The sequence below is a fragment of the Methanobrevibacter sp. genome, assembly GCF_045539575.1.
Lineage (GTDB): Archaea > Methanobacteriota > Methanobacteria > Methanobacteriales > Methanobacteriaceae > Methanocatella.
Map to the genome: position 1 here is coordinate 1 of NZ_JAZQFM010000045.1, position 18,008 is coordinate 18,008.

General features: G+C 33.4%; 14 protein-coding genes. 7 read left to right on the plus strand and 7 right to left on the minus strand.

Annotated features, from left to right (window positions below; translation table 11 throughout):
* Positions 1–119 precede the first annotated feature (119 nt).
* Positions 120–512, minus strand: coding sequence for a winged helix-turn-helix transcriptional regulator (locus tag ACKI30_RS05750; protein WP_407410672.1), 393 nt, complete (start codon positions 510–512; stop codon positions 120–122).
* 81 nt (positions 513–593) lie between these two features.
* On the opposite strand from ACKI30_RS05750, the gene ACKI30_RS05755 reads away from it, so the two are divergent.
* The 4 genes from ACKI30_RS05755 to ACKI30_RS05770 all read left to right on the plus strand — a co-directional run bounded on the left by ACKI30_RS05755 (position 594) and on the right by ACKI30_RS05770 (position 3,310).
* On the plus strand, positions 594–1,439 hold the full coding sequence (locus ACKI30_RS05755) for a methanogenesis marker 8 protein (protein WP_407410674.1): 846 nt from the start codon (positions 594–596) through the stop codon (positions 1,437–1,439).
* A gap of 192 nt (positions 1,440–1,631) precedes the next feature.
* Entirely contained in the window at positions 1,632–1,928 is a 297-nt protein-coding gene (locus tag ACKI30_RS05760) for a nucleotidyltransferase family protein (protein WP_407410676.1), read from the plus strand.
* Positions 1,912–2,253 (plus strand): DUF86 domain-containing protein, encoded by a 342-nt coding sequence (locus tag ACKI30_RS05765; protein WP_407410678.1) that lies wholly within the window; start codon positions 1,912–1,914, stop codon positions 2,251–2,253. The genes ACKI30_RS05760 and ACKI30_RS05765 overlap by 17 nt, the downstream gene beginning before the upstream one ends.
* 163 nt (positions 2,254–2,416) lie before the next feature.
* Positions 2,417–3,310: a phosphatase PAP2 family protein gene (locus ACKI30_RS05770; protein WP_407410680.1), complete on the plus strand. Its 894-nt coding sequence runs from the start codon at positions 2,417–2,419 to the stop codon at positions 3,308–3,310.
* 104 nt (positions 3,311–3,414) lie between these two features.
* On the opposite strand, the gene ACKI30_RS05775 is transcribed toward ACKI30_RS05770, so the two are convergent.
* Positions 3,415–4,701: a hypothetical protein gene (locus ACKI30_RS05775; protein ID WP_407410682.1), complete on the minus strand. Its 1,287-nt coding sequence runs from the start codon at positions 4,699–4,701 to the stop codon at positions 3,415–3,417.
* Positions 4,702–4,874: 173 nt separating this feature from the next.
* On the opposite strand from ACKI30_RS05775, the gene ACKI30_RS05780 reads away from it, so the two are divergent.
* Positions 4,875–5,678, plus strand: a complete 804-nt coding sequence (locus ACKI30_RS05780; RefSeq protein ID WP_407410684.1) for a DUF4013 domain-containing protein — start codon at positions 4,875–4,877, stop codon at positions 5,676–5,678.
* A 175-nt stretch (positions 5,679–5,853) separates the two neighbouring features.
* Here the strand turns inward: ACKI30_RS05780 and ACKI30_RS05785 are convergent, their stop codons facing one another.
* Positions 5,854–6,336: a hypothetical protein gene (locus ACKI30_RS05785; RefSeq protein WP_407410686.1), complete on the minus strand. Its 483-nt coding sequence runs from the start codon at positions 6,334–6,336 to the stop codon at positions 5,854–5,856.
* A gap of 419 nt (positions 6,337–6,755) precedes the next feature.
* On the opposite strand from ACKI30_RS05785, the gene ACKI30_RS05790 reads away from it, so the two are divergent.
* Positions 6,756–7,964, plus strand: coding sequence for a hypothetical protein (locus tag ACKI30_RS05790; protein ID WP_407410688.1), 1,209 nt, complete (start codon positions 6,756–6,758; stop codon positions 7,962–7,964).
* 76 nt (positions 7,965–8,040) lie between these two features.
* Here the strand turns inward: ACKI30_RS05790 and ACKI30_RS05795 are convergent, their stop codons facing one another.
* Positions 8,041–9,693 carry an ABC1 kinase family protein gene (locus tag ACKI30_RS05795; protein WP_407410690.1) on the minus strand — a complete coding sequence of 551 codons (1,653 nt, stop codon included), beginning with the start codon at positions 9,691–9,693 and terminating at the stop codon, positions 8,041–8,043.
* Between the two features lie 141 nt (positions 9,694–9,834).
* Between ACKI30_RS05795 and ACKI30_RS05800 the strand changes: the two genes are divergently transcribed.
* Positions 9,835–10,404 (plus strand): TetR/AcrR family transcriptional regulator, encoded by a 570-nt coding sequence (locus ACKI30_RS05800; protein WP_407410692.1) that lies wholly within the window; start codon positions 9,835–9,837, stop codon positions 10,402–10,404.
* Between the two features lie 633 nt (positions 10,405–11,037).
* On the opposite strand, the gene ACKI30_RS05805 is transcribed toward ACKI30_RS05800, so the two are convergent.
* From ACKI30_RS05805 to ACKI30_RS05815, 3 genes are read right to left on the minus strand one after another with little or no spacing between them, the layout of a single operon-like run.
* Positions 11,038–12,990 carry a MutS-related protein gene (locus tag ACKI30_RS05805; protein WP_407410717.1) on the minus strand — a complete coding sequence of 651 codons (1,953 nt, stop codon included), beginning with the start codon at positions 12,988–12,990 and terminating at the stop codon, positions 11,038–11,040.
* Positions 12,991–13,043: 53 nt separating this feature from the next.
* Entirely contained in the window at positions 13,044–15,464 is a 2,421-nt protein-coding gene (locus tag ACKI30_RS05810; protein WP_407410694.1) for a DUF3656 domain-containing protein, read from the minus strand.
* Positions 15,464–17,965 (minus strand): DUF3656 domain-containing protein, encoded by a 2,502-nt coding sequence (locus tag ACKI30_RS05815; RefSeq protein WP_407410696.1) that lies wholly within the window; start codon positions 17,963–17,965, stop codon positions 15,464–15,466. Before ACKI30_RS05815 ends, ACKI30_RS05810 begins: the two co-directional genes overlap by 1 nt.
* Between the last annotated feature and the right edge of the window lie 43 nt (positions 17,966–18,008).

The following is an 18,008-nucleotide window of genomic DNA, read 5'->3' on the forward strand; positions in this document are numbered from 1 at the left end:
TTTTTTATAATTTTTTAAGTATATGCTCTAAAGAATTTTAGAAACATATCTTTTGAACGCTTCATAATTATTTTATATTCTATGTTATCAATAGTTGTTGAGACTATGATAATGATCTGTTAATTATTGTCATTAATTTTAAAAAGGGATTCGTATTCTTTTAATAATTCATCTTTTTGTTTTTCAGATAAATTGCCGCTATTTACTTCTCTTAATCCATAGTTTAGCATTTCATATAGGATTTTATTTAGATTATAACCTTTTTGGGTCAGATAATATTCTGTTTTAATATCATTTTCAATAATTTCTTTTCTAATTAAATCATTCTCTTCCATGAATTTGAGGGTGTCGGTTAATACTCTATTGCTTAATGTCTTTTCTTCTAAAAATTCACTGAACTGTTTTTTACCTAAAAATAAATCTCTAATGATAAATATTACCCATTTTTTAGATATTAATTTTAATGTGTCATCTATAGGGCAGTTGTCATCGTAATCTTTAATTTTTTTCATGTTATTGGCCTTTTAGTGAGTGTTTCCTTACAAAATCTATTTAAAAAGCATAGTATATAACATTTGTTATGTGGTGATTACATGAAAGACAGGCATGTTATTGAAGCATTAGGAAAAGCTGAAGTAGTTATAGAAAATGGAGAAATAATCTCTATAGGAGAACCTATGGTGGACTATTGTTCAATATTTGATAATGGTCAGCATAATGGGGATTTAACAAAGGAGTTTATCAGGTCCAATATTGAAAGGAGAATAAATGAATTCGGAATGTGCACTCCTAAAAGATCATTAAATGTAGAGGACACCATGAGTTTCGGAACTAGTGAAACATTAAAAACCAACATGATTAACGGAAATGTTGATTGTGTTGTTGGAGCATGTGAAGGTGTCGGAACATTATTGATTGATGATGCTGAACTCGTTCAGGGTGTTGGAGGTAGAGTTTCAGCATTGATAAGCACCACTCCCATAGATGAAGTCATTGATAAAGTTGGAAGAGGTAATGTTTTAAACCCTGAAACTGCAGAATTAAATCCTTTAAAAGGTCTTGAAATGGCAATTAATAGAGGATATAAAAATATTGCAATAACCATTATTCCAACAGAGTTAGTAAAAGATTTAAGGGAATATCCTAAACCTGAAGATGTTAATGTTTATATTTTCGTGGCTCACACAACAAATGTTTCCAAAAAGGAAGCTGAACTATTATTCGATTACTCTGATGTGATTTCAGGTTGCTCTTCTGTCAATATAAGAGAAACTGCTGAAGAAAGAAAACCATATTATTCTGGAAAAAAAGTTCCATTATATGCTGTAACTGAAAATGGAAGAAAATTGCTTGATGAGAGATTGGAATATATTGGCTATGGATTATGTGAAAAAGATTATCCTCAGGATTTCACACATAGTCCGAAACCATTAATTTAATCTTCTTTTATTTTTAATTCATTAAATCATTTAATTAATGTTGCATTAAATGTGAAGTATGATTAACTATAACTATTTTAATATTATTTTGTCCTTTTTGTGTTTTTTTCATAAAGTCACACTTTGAAAATATTTATTATTAATAAAAATTATATGATTAAATAACGATTTATTACATTATGGTGATTTTTCATGGTTTTTACTATTGATGACATTAGAAAAAGAGTTATTCCAATTGTAATAAAGTATGGTATAAGTACTTTTAGTCTTTTTGGATCTTATGCTCGGGATGAAGCCAATGAGAATAGCGATCTGGATTTTGTAATGGATAAAGGTGATTTGAAAGGTCTACAATATGTTTCTTTAGTTCAGGATTTAGAAGAAGAATTTAATTGTCATGTTGATGTGGTTAGTAAAGGCAGTTCAAATAAAAAATTTCTCGAAGCAATAAGCAAGGAGGAGGTTCTTTTATATGAACGAGAAAGATAAACGATGTGCAGAAACTATAATTGACTATTGTGGCCGTATTAATGATTATTTAAATCGATTTGATGATGATAAAGAAATTTACATGTCTGACAGTTTATATAAAGATGCTTGTGCATTAGTTATAATCCAAATGGGTGAATTTGCCAATAGATTTTCAGATGAATTTCTTGAAGAATATGATGGAATTGAATGGGGGCAATTAATTGGATTGAGAAATGTCACTGCTCACAATTATGAAAATATAATCGATGACATAATTTGGGAAGTAATGCATGAGGATGTCCCTGAAATAAAAGATTATTTAGAAAAAATTCTTTATAATTAAAGTTATCTTCAATTCAAAGATTAAAAAAGTAGTAAATATTTTGTATAGTATACGGGCAAAAAACATTTTCAAAAATGAATGGCTTGAAAAAAGAAACAAGGGTTAATTTTTGCATTCCATTTTTTAGTAATCTTTTTATTAAATATAAGATATATTTAACACTATGTTTGGAACAGTTTTTTATTTTCCATGGGAGGTTTATCTGATATTATTTATGCAAAGTTCCCTTCCAGATTTTGTATTTAGTTTTTTTAAAGTTATAGCAGAAGTTGTTTCTAAAAATGTCCTCGCATTCATATTTATTTCAGTCTATTTGGCATACAATAAGGATTGGGGAAAATTCACATTGTTTTCATTGTGCGTTGCTGGTGTGTGCTGTGAATTTATCAAGGTGACTGTGGCACGTTTAAGGCCATATGCTGTTGTGGATAAAATCAAATGCATTCATGCCAATGTGGCGGACCAGAATCCTCTCGACTTTAAAATCCAGGGATATTCTCTCCCGAGCGGGCATTCTATGATGGCAACCAACTTGTTTTTGGCAATTCCAATTTACCTCAGGAAATTTAAATATGCCATTATTGGATTGGTTGGAGTTTTGATTGTTGCGCTTTCAAGGGTCGGATTGGGCGTTCACTTCCCTACAGACACCATTGCTGGTTTTATCATTGCTTTGGTGATAATCTTAATATTGTCCCGTATTTTTGACAGGATTGAATATAGGAAATATCTTTATTTAGGCATTATTGTTCTGTCTTTTCTGGGAATTGTATTCTGTCAGGAAATAAGTTATATTAAATATGTGGCATTGGCTTGTGGCATTTCATTAGGTTTTCTTTTTGAAGAAAAGTATGTTAACTTCGAAAACCCTAAAAGTATACGCGATGCAATAGTCAGATTTGTTGGGGCATTAGTATTGTTCGCATTGCTTTTTGTCTTAATCCCAAAACTAGCAGGCAACACTGACGTGGTCAGCTGTATCAAGTATTTTTTATCAACATTCATAATACTTGCATTATATCCTTTAGCGTTTAAAAAGATTGATAAAGATGGATGATTGAATCCATTTAATCAACTTTACTTTTTTTGATATTGTTTGGTGTTAATGCAGTTAATTTCATTTTAGGCGGGTCTAATAAAAAAAGAAAAATAAGATGGAGTTTATCTTTGTCTGTTGTAGACAAATGCTCCAACTGTAATAATCACAAATGAAATTAATATAAGTGCTCCATTTCCGATAACATTGGCCAGAAAACTGCCGGTTGTTTTCAGGTAGTCGAAAATCGCTTGGCCTAATGATGCCAATTGATTGATTATGTCTCCAATGAAACTTATTATGTTTTGCAGCAATCCTATAATTTGCTGTACAAGTGATATGATTGCCGGGAGAAGTTGTGAAACGAAATCCAATATAGGCATAATCATGTTTAAAAGCTGCCCTATACTATTCAATAGGATAATCACCATTTTTAAGATTCCTGAAAGCTGATTGAATAGTGGCCCTACCATATTTAAAAGATTTTGAAGGGCTCCCATGAATGTATGAAGATCTTCCAAAAAGGTTCCAAAGGATTTGCCCAGGCCTTCGAGAGCATTGTAAACCATTAAAAAGTCATTTGCCAATGTGTCAATAATAGGTTTCCATGCGGAAAAGAGGGAATTTGCAAGGAAATCCAAATAATCATATAATCCGTTTAGGATTAATCCATTTGTTTCATTATTGACAAGAAATGTTACATTTGTCACGTTTGTTACATTTGTTATGTTAGTTACGGTATCATCTCTTGTTTCGTTGGTTTCATTGTTTGTACTTTCATCAAGAAGGGTTGTAAATGATGCTTTATATGCAAAATAATCTGATTCATTTCCTGATACTGATTTTAAAACTTCAAATTGAATATCGACCTGACTATGTTCGTTTAGTTTAAGGATTACGTGGTCGCTTAATTTGTCATGTGACGCTGCAACCGCTTCACCGACTTTAGTATTGGATGAGCCGGTTTTTATAAAATCTTTTAGTACTTTTCCAATCTGGTCTGCTGAATTCTGTTTATAGCATTCGATTACAGCCAATTTCAGGGCATTTGAATTACTTGCATGTGATGTAGAAACGGCTTTGTATTCATCTCCTGGTTTTGCAGGGGATTTTGAATAATCTAGAATAAATCCTCTAAAGCCATCGCTAAATTTAATGTCATTTCCTTTTCCTTTTGCTAAAATGTAGTTCTTTTTGGATTTATCATCCTTTTTATCTTTATCTTTATCCGTATTATCGATAACTGTTGTTTTATCATCTTTTTTGTCATCATCGACGTTGTCGTCATCGATTGTTTGGTCTGGATCGGTTGTACTGTTATTATCATTTGTGGCGTTGTCAGCTACAACAATCCCTAAAAAACAAAAGGAAACTAATATAACAATAATCAATGTAACTATTTTCTTGTTCATTTTATGCCTCTGTATTAGTAATTTATATTATTCCCATATATTAAGATTATTGCATTTTAGTTGGGATATTTCAATTTTAACAGTACATTTATTCTTTTTATTCATTACTTTAAATTTTAAATACTATTATCTAAAAATATATATCTGTAAATTAGTTAATTGATGTGATAAAAATGGATTTACGTGAAATTATAGTCGATGCTATTAAATATCCTATTAGTGATACTCGAAAATTTTTAATATTCTGTGTTTTAATTATTCTAATGAGCTTATCAACAATTCTTCCCTCTTATGGGGTGAGGGATGGTACTTTATCCATCATTTTAACCCTTGTGACTTTAGTGGTTTTATTTATAGTTTTAGGGTACTCAATTGAGGTTCTTAAAGGAGGAACTGAGGGTGATGAGGTCCTTCCTGATTTTGATTATGTAAAACAGTTTGTCCTTGGTATTAAAGCATTTATTTTAGACATAATATATTTCATCATACCTGCAATCATTACTATAATTGTTGCTTCTGCAGCAGGGCTTTTTACTTCATTAACTAAAATTATATATGCCAGTACAGATGCCCTGAATAATGGTGCAAACAATTTGACTGCTGTAATGAATGCGGTTCCCCAATCCGCAATTAATACATTTTCCAGTGCCTTAACTGTCACTTTAATTATTGGAATTATATTATTCATCATATTTTCATTGATGTCATTTACAGGAATGGTCAGATTTGCAAAGTCCGGAAGTGGAACCGAAGGTCTGAGATTCAAGGAAATAATTAAGGACATGTCAAACATCGGTTTTATAAAAATTATAGTTTCATTGATTGTAATTTATATTTTTGTAATCGTTATGATGTTTATCATAGGACTGATCGGATTGATTCCATACATTGGTGTTTTCATAGGCATTTTTGTTGGATTGCCGTTTACAATACTCTTCGTTTATAGAGCTATCGGTTTAGTATATGCTGAAGCATAATATTAAACCATTTTTTATAATTTCTTTTTTTCAAAAATAGTTTTATTGTTGTTTTTTTTTAAAATAAGTGCTATTGCTTTTTAAAATGCTATTTCTGTCTTGGTGTTATCAGGTTTGGGTGGTAAAAATGGAGAAAATGCAGAAAATATTATTTCTGCATTATGGTTAATTTTGATTATCTTCTTTTTAAGACAACTGCTCCTCCGACTACTGCAGCAACTATTATTAACAACAATATTGGATTACCTGTAGCTAACATGTTGTGAAGAGCATCGGTAATGCCTGTAGCGTTAGTATTGTTTCCTGCTTGAGTTGCATTGCTTGTTGCATTTTGTGTTGCGTTTTGAGCAGTTTGGTTTGCTGCTGTAGCATTTTCTAGAGTTTCATTGTATTGGCTTCCAGCCCAGCCGCCTTCATCTTGGTAGTTGCTTCCTGCGTAACCGCCGTCTTCGTATTGGCTTCCGGCAGCTCCACCGTCGTCTTGGTAGTTGCTTCCTGCGTAACCGCCGTCTTCGTATTGGCTTTCGCCATAGCTACCTTCGTCCTGATAGTTACTTTCTGCGTAACTTCCGTCATATTCTGCTGCGCAAGCTGCTCCAGCAGATGCAATTATACAAAATATTGCCAGTAATGCTAATAGTTTTTTAGAAATGTTCATATTAATCACGAATAATTATTTGTTAAGTGCAGTGTGAATTGAAATATACGTCTTTGCACATTTAATTATATGAATAAGTGTATATATAAAGTTTTTCGAATGCAAGTGCTCACTTACATATTTAAACTTCAAAATGCCAATTTTTAAAACTTTATTTTAAGAAAAAACTCAAATGCGGGCATTGATTAATTGGAATATCTTTTTTAAGAATGTTGTTGTATGGATATGGCAATGGATCTTGTTGTCTGGTAAAATTCGCCGATTTTTTTAAATATGTCTTATTGGCACTATTTTTATAAAATACTCTTATTTGGGTATTTTTTAGTTGAAAGTAAGCACTTGCACTCGGAAATATTTAAATACAGTCCTTTATAGATGAGTAATTAGAACAACAAGTTCAAAAAAAGGAGGTATTAAAAATGAACAAATTAGCATTAATCGGACTTTCATTACTGGTTTTAATTATCGGTTTTGGAATTGTTTCAGCATCAGACGTTGATGGCTCAGTACAGGCAGTTGATGATCATGGAAGTATAGATGAAATGGACAGTACAGGCGATTTAGGCATCCAGCATGATGTAAGCGATTCTTCAAGTGCAGACCATGCTGATGACAGCCAATATGAAATTACTGATTCTTCAATTGCAGATTATGCAGATGACAATCAGTACGAACCGGCCAGTACAGATTTACAAACACAACAAAATGCTGATAATTCAGGAACAAACTATGTGGATGAATGCGGACCAAGTAACACTGCCTCCCAAACAAATGACACTATTGGTCATGCCGGAGGAAACAACACAAATCCAAATCCTGATGTATTAAGTGATAATGTCATCAGAGATTCTGCGGTTAAAGTTGAAAATTTAACACAGTCATCTTCAAATCAGACACCAACAACTGTAACCATTATTGATGACACTCCAAAAGAAACAGACACAAGTGCTCAAAAACAGGACCTGCTCAGACCTGACATTGTAAAATACGACAAATACTTCAAAAAAAATATGGGAAAAACAATGGCAAACGGGAAATCATTCTCTGAAATGGATTTGCTTTTAGAGATTCACAAACACTATTCCTTTGAAGACACAATAATTATTGCAATGCATGTATTAAGGGACAATGGATACAGGGTTACTTTCACTGGACTCGAAGGTATGCTGAAGGCAATGGGTGATGGAACATTGCACACTTGGGATTATCAGATGAACTCTTCATACTACAAAAATGAAATGGGCAAAATTCATGAATCACACAAATCACTCAGCATTGAAGCCAAAAAATACAGTGACATGTTCAACAGAAAAAACGGCAAATTAATCACTGAAAGAGTGAACGCAAGATACTGTTATCTTGATTTGATTGTGGAAGTATTCCAAAAACACTCAAGTCTGGAAGATACAATATTGATCTCCACATATGCACTGAAAAACAGTGGATTAAACGTTACTGCAGCATCTATTGAAAATACAATCAATCAGATGATGGCTGGAACAGTCCACGCAGAAAACACTGAATGTACTACAAGTAGTTTCTACTATATTATCATGAACACAATCAATTTGGGACACCAACGTGGAATTGATATGAGTGATGCCCATTTGGAATTAAATGATGTATAAAATCTCTAAAATATATAGTTATCCGGAAATTTTTCCGGATTATTTTCTTTTTTTTTAATATTTGCAATGGTGGCGTTTAATCTCTTTCCAACATATATTCAATTACTAAATATCCGCCCAGTATTGCGCTGAATACGAATCCTACTAATCCTAATATTGGAATTTCAAATAATGTTGGTCCTACATCACTTAATAATGCTAGTGATGAACCTAAAATTAATGCAGATATAATTAATGATACGGATAATTGATTTGCAAGTTCGCTTAGCCCTTCATGTTTTAAATTTAATTCGATATCGCCCTCTTCAATTTTTGCGAGAGTGTTGTTTATAGTATCTGGAAGGTCTTTTGCAAGGTGTTCCAATTGCAGAAGGTAATTTAGACTTACCCTAGCTAGTCTTCCCGGTTTGTATTTGTTCACTACGATTTCTCTTGATAATTTCCTTAATTCAGTAGCGGCATTGAATGTAGGATCTAACTTTTTACCGGTATCTTCAATTAAAGCGATTCCACGCCCAATCATTACGAATTCTCTTGGAAGGGTTATATTATTTTTAACCATCACGTTAAGCAAATCTTCTATGACTCCGTCCATGTTTCTTAGCTCTGCACCATAATATCTGGTTAACAGATCATCGATGTCTGCTCTTAGGTCCTCTGTATTTTGTGCAGGGGTAATTATGTTCATATAAAGCAGTTGCTTGATAATGTCATTGGTGTTTTTACCAATTAAAAGCAGAATCAATTCAGCAAGGTCTTCCTTGAAATCTTCATTCAATACTCCCATCATTCCCAAATCGATATAACACAGTTTATTGTCTTCAGTGACGATTAGGTTTCCAGGATGGGGGTCGGCATGGAAAAAGCCATCTGTCATTATTTGTTTAAAATAGGACTTTAGGCCGTAATTGGCAATTTTTTTCTTATCAATGTCGGGATAGTCTCTATTGATTAACTTTGTAACTTCAACGCCCTTTATAAGTTCCATTGTGACTATTTGGTAAGTGCAGTACTCAGTGTAAGGTTTTGGAATTCTGATATATGAAACATTCTTGAAGTTTTTTGAAAGATTTTGCATATTCATCACTTCTTCCAGATAGTTAAGCTCTTTGAATATTGACCTTTCGAATTCCTTAACCACCGCCGGCAGGTTCAATGTTCTTGTTTGGTGGATGAATCTGTCAATTCTTACTGCTAAAAACTTCATTATTTCAACATCGGATTTGACGATTTCATATGAATTTGGTTTTTGAACTTTTACTGCAACATCTGCTCCATTGCTTTTTAATTTGGCTTTATAAACCTGCCCTATTGATGCTGAACCAATTGGATTTTCATCAATCTCACTGAAAATCTCATCAATAGGTTTTCCAAGTTCTTTTTCTATAATTTCTTTAATTTCATTAAAAGGAGTAACTGGAGTATTGTCCCTTAAGGATTGTAGTTCTTCAGCCAGTTCGGTTCCAACAAGGTCGGGTCTGGTACTTAACATCTGGCCTAATTTGATATATGCAGGGCCTAGCTCTTCAAATACTTTCCTAATTCTTATGGGAATTGATTCATCTGCAAGTCCCTCTTCTTTTTCAATTTTACGATTTCTTAAAAATGGAAATTTCTTAAAAAAAGTATTTTCCTCAATCAAATATCCAAAATCATTCTTCTTAAGGACTTGATATATTTCATTGACTCTTTTTAAATTTTCATTTTGGGGACGTACAATAACTTTCATTAAATAAAAATAGTAGAAAGTAGTATATGTTTTTTTAGAATTTTTATACAGATTCTTGATATCTTCATTGATTTTGAATAGGGTAATTATTTAAGATTAAAAAATATAACTATATTTATGAAAGAGTTCAACAGCACAGATATGAAAATCATTATGGCAACATTTGAAATCCTTCAAGATGAAGGTTTTGCCAAGGCAACCACAAAAAAAATAGCTGCAAAGGCAGGCGTGAATGAAGTAACCATTTTCAGAAACTTCAAAAATAAAAATAATCTGGTCGAAACTACAAAGGATTATTACAGACAGGTATTAATTCAAAAATTAAATGACATCTTCAATTTTGCTGGAGATGAAACTATTGAAGAGTACCTTAAAATTTCTTTTTTCGGCGTTTTAAATCTTTCCGAAGAAGATATCAGTGTTATCCGTGTAGCTATGGAAGAAGTTAGGGAAGATCCTGAGAAAAAAGTCTTGGTATCCGATATTACTGATGTGATACTAAATAAATTGGAAGAATTTTTCAAATTGAAAATAGAACAAGGCACAATAAGGGAAGTCAATCCTAAATCATTAGCAATCATGTGTTTCGGCATGTTGTTCCAGTCAGTTATACTGTGGAAAATATATAATCACGACTTGGAATTTGAAACAAATTATTATGCCGATGATCTGCTGAATATAATGTTTGAAGGATTAAATCCTAAAGATTAAAGTTCAATGCTGGAAAAAATCATAGCGCTATTGGTCTATTTAACAGTTGATTAACTGATAGTGATGTTGTTAATGTGGTTTCTAGTTTGAATTGTGTTGATTGTCTCTATTTCCTGTCTGAATTGGGTAAAGTTTGTTTTATTAAGCAAACTCATCCATTTTACTTTTTTTTTAAAACAATTATTTTCACGATAGCTCGCACTATGGCTATTTTTAATCAAAACTTATTTTTAAATTATGGGCAAATATTCGTTTCAATAGGCCATATAGATAAATATGATTTTTAGGTTTTTATTTTTTTAAATAAATTGTTGTGTGGTATTTTTTCAATGTTTTATGATGTAAGTGAGTGCTTACATTCGAAAAACTTTATATATTGTCTTTTTTAAATTATTAATTACAGGAGAAGTGTTATTTTCAAAGTAACCCTTTTTTAACGGGTGATATTATGGATTTTTCTATAAACATATTAACTTTGTTGGCAAAAATAGATTAATATTTTAAGCTGTATTCTGATTATCTCTCCATATTTTTTTACCCACAAGGATTCCCGACTTTTTAGTCGGGATGACTTGTAAGCATTGATAGTAATTTAAGATATATTTTATTAAATAGTAAAAGAGTATATGTTTTTTAGAATTTTTCTAGGATTCTAGCATATACTGCTTTTAATTCATCATCTGATTTTTCATATATTCTTTTCAGAATCAATTCTGGAGTACTTTTTGCAAGGAAGTTCATTTTAGGTGTTCTGTCAACAATTAAATTGTAGTTTTCATCTAATCCTTTAGCTTCGATACCGTCCACTCTGATATCTGTATAATTCATTAGTTCGCGTGCCATATGTGTGACAATAACTCCATATGAATTAGATTCTTTTATCATATCTATGAATGTGGATATGATTTTAACTGCTGCATCGAGTTCTGTTATTCCTTCAAGTTCATCAAGCAATACTAACTTTTCGCTATTGGTGGTGACGATTGGTATGAACACATTTAAGAATGATTCAAATGCTCCTGCATCAAGTGATCGTTTTTTGGAGAAGTGGTATACTTCGTCAAATAATTTTATTTCGGCACTGTCTGCACTTACGGGGAGTCCCATTTGTGCCATTATTGATATCTGGGTTAATGTTTCGAGAAGGGTTGTTTTTCCTCCACTGTTTGCTCCGGTTAAAAGTGCAATGTTTTCATCTCTGGTTAGTTGGTAATCAACAGTTTGAACATGGTCCTTATCTTTTTTAAGAGCCAGTTCCAAATGGAGAGCTCCATTTAATTTAATTTCATCACCGAATTCAGGTCTGCATAATCCATATTCGTATGCAAAGCTTCCAAGACTGAATTCATAATCAAATTTTATTGCATCTTCAACTTCTTCAATAGCTCTTTGTTTAATTGAGTTCAATTGGATGGCAGCACTTTTCTTAATATCGAAGATGTCATTTTCCTTTTTGGAAGACTGTTCCAGGGTGACTCTTTGAATTTCTGTTTCATCAATTTCGATTGGATATGTTCTGAGGTATGGGTCAAAACTTATTCCGGTTTTTTCACGGATGATATCCTTACGTTTATTTATAATTTCGTCAAATATTTTACTAATTTTTGGAGGGAAGTTATTGTTTAATAAGTTAAGAATTTCATCTCCTTCAAGGTCAACATTTTTAATGGATTTTTCTAACTCATCATCCATATCATCTTTTAGGGATATGACAAGTTCTTCAATATCAACTTCCCTTTTGTCAATGATATTTAATTCATCGATAATCGGAATGATGTCTCCCAGAACGCTTTCCTTATTTCTGATCTTTTGAATTTCATGGACTCTTGCGAACAGATCTTTATTTTGAATGAAAAAGTTAATTATTTTTTCAGGAACAATTTCATGGTCATTTTCTTCAATATTTATCATTACCAAATTCGGCATTCCGTCAAAATCAAGAATTCCCTGTGAATAAACGTAAAATACCAGGTCATAATTCATCATTTCTTCCTGAAGCAACGGTGAATCACTGGCAGTAATGATTGGATAATACTGGTTTAGACCTAAATCGCAAAGGTATGAATTGTCCTCCTCACGTTCTACCAAGATTGCTTTACTTGGGTCATATTCGGGTTTGGCTTCTTCCACTTCTTTTAAGTTTTTCATCAGTCCTCTTAATTTGATGATCGGAAGCTGTGAGACATGTTCCTTTGCATTCATTACAAAATCAAGTTGGGAGTTGATTTTATCGATGTCTTTTGTAGGAGAAAGTAACAATATTCTATTTTTTGAATAGGTTGTGTTGGAATATGATAGTATTTTGTGGATAATGTCTTCGTAGAGCTCCATTGCCCTTTCGCTTTTTATGAATTCATATGTTGGCATATTGAGCAATTGGCTCATTATTTCAATTGCTTTTCTTTGACTTATGCCTTCTACATTTGCTATTTTTTCAACGTCGACATTATCTACTATTTTTTGGAGTTCTTCTTCTCCCCCAACACTGTTTAATATTTTTTCAGAGATTTTATCTCCGATTCCTTTTATATTTTGCAATGTAATTCTTTCCCCTTGCATTTTTACCAAACCCTTTTTTGTAAATATAATTTAAGTTTTAATATATATTCAATATTGCCGAGAGCATTTGATGAGTAATATCAGTAGTTTCCTAAGGTATTTTTAGGACTGTATTTTTCCAGTTCTTTTTCGTTGACACTCCCATTCAATGCTTCTTTATAGATGTTAATTAGATTGTAATGGTTTTCATCTTTGTATCGTCCGTCTATTGAGAAATTACGATAACCGATGCTTTTCAAGTAATTTATTTCACTAATCAATGAAAGCTCTTCATCATTGAATATTACTATCTCCTCATTGGAGATGCTTTTGAAAATAGGATATTTATTTCCTTTCCTGTCAATCAGGTAATTTTTATAATCCTTTTTAAGTTCATTTTCATTCAGCAGTGAGTATCTGCTTTTCATCAGTTCAACTGATCCCTGAACCAGCAATTCAATTTTTTCCGGAGTTTCACAGTTGGCGATGATGTCTTCATAATCTTTTTTGTCAAGTTCAGGTGATAATGTTAAGATTTTGTAATTTCCGAGACTTTTTATTGACTCTGAATTTGTAATGTTCATTGAATACGGGCCGTATTCCCCATTAAATGCATTGCTCATGATTGGAATGTTATAATGCATCTTATTCAATATTCCTCTAACCTTATTCAATGTCTTGATTAAATTGTCATGGGCAATGTCCGGCCATTTCCATATCAGTTCGTAATCCTTATCGTATGAAATTTCATAAGCTCTTTTTAAGAAGTTAATCATATGATTTAAATTGTATTTGCCTTCAAATTTCATGTCTAAAGAAGTATTGTCATTTGGAATTTCCAAATAAACTCTTTTCACACCTCTAATGTTTTTCAAATCGTTTAAACTGTTTGTATAGTATGATATGTTGGTATCGTCTGAAGTTTTGTTACTTGCAGTTTTTTCCAGTTTTATCCTTTTGGTTTTGTGCTTGTATAAATTAATGACTTCACTTTCAAGATTTTTAAATAATGTTCTTCTCAGTTCATTAATCTTACTTATTGGAATGAATAGTGTTCCGTCATAGTTGATATTGATTTGTGTGATGTCATACGGGTAATTGTCAGTTTTCAGGAGCTGTTTTTTAATTGTATTTACATCAACACTTCTTTTCAGCGGTTTTTCGAAAGGAGTGTTTCCCTTAACTTCCGTGATGATTTCCTTTCTGTTTGCAAGGATCAGTCTTCCCTTGAGGTGAGGGAACTTGTTTTTGACTGAAAATGTAAGAATCAGTTTGGATTTTACATAACTGCTCCCCTTGTTTTCGATTTCTTTTACTTTTTTAGTTAGCTTATTTCTTTTTGTCAGGTAAACTGTTCCCTTATTCAGGTCAAAATCACTTTTTTTGTTTTGCCATACCTTTTTAACAATAAACACTCTGTCTTTTCTATTCAAATCTTTAATCTGTTTATTTTTGCCTTTTTTAAAGTGATTCAGAGTTGTTATTATTGGATTTTGGGATATTTCAAATCCGTAGTCATTGTTCTTTTTAACAATCAGCAATCCGTCTCCTTTTTCAGGGATGTTTTTAAGTGAATCGTTTAACTTGATAGCTATTTGATTTTTATGCGCATCAATGACCTGGCCTATTTTCAATCCTACATGGCCTGCACGGATGCTTCGTCGGGATTGGTGGCTGAACTGACCTTCGCTGAAGCCTCTATTGAACACTAGATTTATCTCTTCACTTCTTGTTTCCTTTTTGCTTTTTAACTTGTTCAGTGCTTTTCTGTAATTGCTTATTACGATGGCCAGATATTCCTTGTTTCTCATTCTTCCTTCGATTTTGATGCAGCTGATGTTCATTTCTGTAACTTCTTTCAATTGGTTAAACAGGCTCAAATCGCAGGGTGATAAGTAGTAGTCATCTTTTTTTAGGCCGTCAATTTGGTATTTTTGGCGGCAAGGCTGGGCACATGTTCCTCTGTTTCCACTTCGCCCGCCTTTAAAACTGCTCATCAGGCATTGACCTGAATATGAATAACATAATGCTCCATGGGCAAAGACTTCAAGCTCCATATCTGTTTTTAGTTGTTCAATTTCTTCCTTTCTCATTTCACGGGGAAGAACTATTCTTTTGATTCCTTTGCTTTCTATGTAATTTAGCTTTAGCTGGTTTTCTGCAGTCATCTGTGTTGATGCATGGATTTTTAAGTTGGGCAAATGTGTGTTTATCAAATCAACCAAACCCAAATCCTGAACCAAAACTGCATCCACTCCCATTGTATATAGCCTTGACAAATAGTTCATTACATCTTCCAGTTCATCTTCTTTTATCAGGGTGTTCACGGTGACGTAAACTTTAACATTATGCATGTGTGCAATGTTTACCGCTTCGTCTATTTCATCTAACGTGAAGTTATCTGCGTACTTGCGGGCGCCATAGTCTTTCCCGGACAAGTAAACTGAACTGGCTCCGGCATTGATGGCTACTTTCAAATGGTCCATTGACCCAACAGGTGCAAGCAATTCAGGAATTCTCATTATTTGTCCTCATGTAGTCTGCCTTCAATATAATTACCTTTGTTAATGTATGATTGTGAGAAATCCATAATCTGGTATTTATATTTGCTTAATTCTTCATCATCTTTATTTTTAAGACCTTCAGTATAGATTGACAAAATCTGTGATGTGTATTTCTCATTGGAGTATCTGCAATCCAGAATCAATGAATCAAGTCCCATTTCCTTAATTTCATTCAGCTCTTCAATCAGGCATAAGCAGTCCTTGTTGATAATGTGGCTCTGCTTGTTGTAGTCGAAAAATACCTTGTATTTGAATTTTTTCCTTTTCTTATCTTCCAGGGTCGCATAATCGGCATCATTTGAAATTATGAAGTCTTTTCCGTCATTCAGGTTGGTGAAATCGTCTTTGCTTACAATAACTTCCAGGTTTCCGTTCACAATCATTTCCAAATCAATGTTTCTGTCATGGTTTTTAAGTGATAGTTCTTTTATTTCTCTGCCTGAAAGTTCGGAAGACAGTATCAGTGACTTGAATCCTGAAGCGTTTAGATTGTGAACGCAAAAGCTGTTCCAAACGTTCAGATTATGATTTCCATAAATCGGACAGTCAAATATTTCAGCCATTCCAGGGAAATCTCCCATTACTGAGATGATGATTCCCTCATTTTCAAGTTCCTTTACAATTTCATTGCATTTGATAGCTTCCTCTTCTGTGATGAATGATGATAAGACCCAAACGAATTCTGTTGGGGCTGCCATAAGGCTTCCTTTTTTCAGGGTCTCTTTTATGTTGCTGAAGTAGTCTTCAGGATTGTTGTAGTGGCAATTTCCATCAAAATAGATTCTTTTCAGGTCAAATCCTGATGTTGCGCTTATTTGTGAAATGTCATCAATGAATACTGACAGTTTCGGTTTCACCTTTTTGATTTTGCCTTCATTGGATTCATAATCTTCAATGAATTTTGTCAGGTCTTTTCTGACGGCTTTCACTGCCTTTTTGGTTGGAGTGCAATGGTTCATCAGCATTTCTGTTGCGGTGTCCAAAATTTCACGCCTGATCTGATTGATTTCACGGATTGGTATGAAAATATCTTTAGGCATGTTGTTGAATCGGATATTTTCAATATAGAATGGTGTTCCGCCTGTCTTTTTAAGCTGTTTTTCAATTGTATCTTCAGTTACCGGTTTGTTTTTTGCCTTTTCAAATTTATCCAAGGTTTTGTGTCTGAAATTGATCAGTTCATCATCGACATAATATTCAACTTTGGTAAATAGGTTTAAGTTTTCATCCCATGTTAGGGATAAGTTGACTGGAACGTTATTTTTTACAGTTTCCTTTTCAAACTGCTTCAGATAATCGTGCGTGGATTTGGAATAGCTGATGAACACCTCTGTTCCGACCTTGACAAGACGTGTGGTGTCTATGATGATTTCGTTTTCATCCTGTTTTATGATGTTTTCCAAATAGATTCCCTTGATTTTTCCATTGTATTTGAATGCGATTCCGTCTCCAGGTTCAAGAATGACTGGAATCTCTTTGTTTTTAATCTCAATTGTTACTTTGGTGCCGTCAATGTCTGTAATGTCTCCTATGTACAGTCCTTCGTGACCGGAATGGCCTCTGCCCATCACGTCTCCTGGCTTATCGCCCATCATGTATCCGTCAGTGAACTGTCTGTTGAAAACAAGGTGCAGGTCTTTTTTGTAATCTCCCTCATTTCCGTCAATGAGGTTTCTGTAGCTGTTCACTATTGTTCCGATATAGTCTCCGGATTTCATTCTGCCTTCAAGTTTTAGGGATTTTACTCCTGCGTCTGAAATTTCTTCAAGGTGGTTGTATGTTGCAAGGTCGTGAGTTGATAGGAGATAGCCGTTGCCTATGTTGTATCCTCTGTATTTGAGGCGGTATTCCCTTCTGCATGGCTGGGCGCATGCTCCACGGTTTCCGCTTCTGCCGCTGTTGTATGATGACATGTAACATTTTCCGCTTACGCAATAGCACAGCGCTCCATGTCCAAACACTTCAATGTCCATGTCGATATCGTCTTTTTTAAACTGTTCTGTAGTTTGTTTTATCTGTTCAATGTTGACTTCCCTTGGAAGAACGACACGTTTAATATTGTTTTTGTAAGCCCATTTCATTGATGAGTAATTGTTCAGCCCCATCTGTGTTGATGCATGGACTTCAAGATTAGGAATGAATGTTTTCAAAAGCCAAATCAATCCGAAATCCTGCACGATGACCGCATCCACTCCAATCTGATATAATCTGAACAGATATTTCAGGACATCGACAATTTCGAAATTATTTATCAGTGTGTTGACGGTAACGTGGACCTTAACACCATTCAAATGAGCATAGTTGACTGCCTTTTCAATTTCTTCCATTGTAAAGTTCTTGGCATATGCTCTTGCACCATAATTTTCACCAGCAATATAAACTGCGTCAGCGCCTGCATTGACTGCAATGACCAACACGTCATAGGAACCTGCTGGAGCTAGTAATTCTTCTAAAACCATTTTTATTAAACACCTTGTTGAGATTTATACATTTACCTTTTTG

What these genes read in the sequence shown, in the direction of transcription:
- ACKI30_RS05750 (WP_407410672.1), bottom strand. Translation starts at nt 512, where the DNA reads ATGAAAAAAATTAAAGATTACGATGACAACTGCCCTATAGATGACACA.
- ACKI30_RS05755 (WP_407410674.1), top strand. Translation starts at nt 594, where the DNA reads ATGAAAGACAGGCATGTTATTGAAGCATTAGGAAAAGCTGAAGTAGTT.
- ACKI30_RS05760 (WP_407410676.1), top strand. Translation starts at nt 1,632, where the DNA reads ATGGTTTTTACTATTGATGACATTAGAAAAAGAGTTATTCCAATTGTA.
- ACKI30_RS05765 (WP_407410678.1), top strand. Translation starts at nt 1,912, where the DNA reads ATGAACGAGAAAGATAAACGATGTGCAGAAACTATAATTGACTATTGT.
- ACKI30_RS05770 (WP_407410680.1), top strand. Translation starts at nt 2,417, where the DNA reads ATGTTTGGAACAGTTTTTTATTTTCCATGGGAGGTTTATCTGATATTA.
- ACKI30_RS05775 (WP_407410682.1), bottom strand. Translation starts at nt 4,701, where the DNA reads ATGAACAAGAAAATAGTTACATTGATTATTGTTATATTAGTTTCCTTT.
- ACKI30_RS05780 (WP_407410684.1), top strand. Translation starts at nt 4,875, where the DNA reads ATGGATTTACGTGAAATTATAGTCGATGCTATTAAATATCCTATTAGT.
- ACKI30_RS05785 (WP_407410686.1), bottom strand. Translation starts at nt 6,336, where the DNA reads ATGAACATTTCTAAAAAACTATTAGCATTACTGGCAATATTTTGTATA.
- ACKI30_RS05790 (WP_407410688.1), top strand. Translation starts at nt 6,756, where the DNA reads ATGAACAAATTAGCATTAATCGGACTTTCATTACTGGTTTTAATTATC.
- ACKI30_RS05795 (WP_407410690.1), bottom strand. Translation starts at nt 9,693, where the DNA reads ATGAAAGTTATTGTACGTCCCCAAAATGAAAATTTAAAAAGAGTCAAT.
- ACKI30_RS05800 (WP_407410692.1), top strand. Translation starts at nt 9,835, where the DNA reads ATGAAAATCATTATGGCAACATTTGAAATCCTTCAAGATGAAGGTTTT.
- ACKI30_RS05810 (WP_407410694.1), bottom strand. Translation starts at nt 15,464, where the DNA reads ATGAGAATTCCTGAATTGCTTGCACCTGTTGGGTCAATGGACCATTTG.
- ACKI30_RS05815 (WP_407410696.1), bottom strand. Translation starts at nt 17,965, where the DNA reads ATGGTTTTAGAAGAATTACTAGCTCCAGCAGGTTCCTATGACGTGTTG.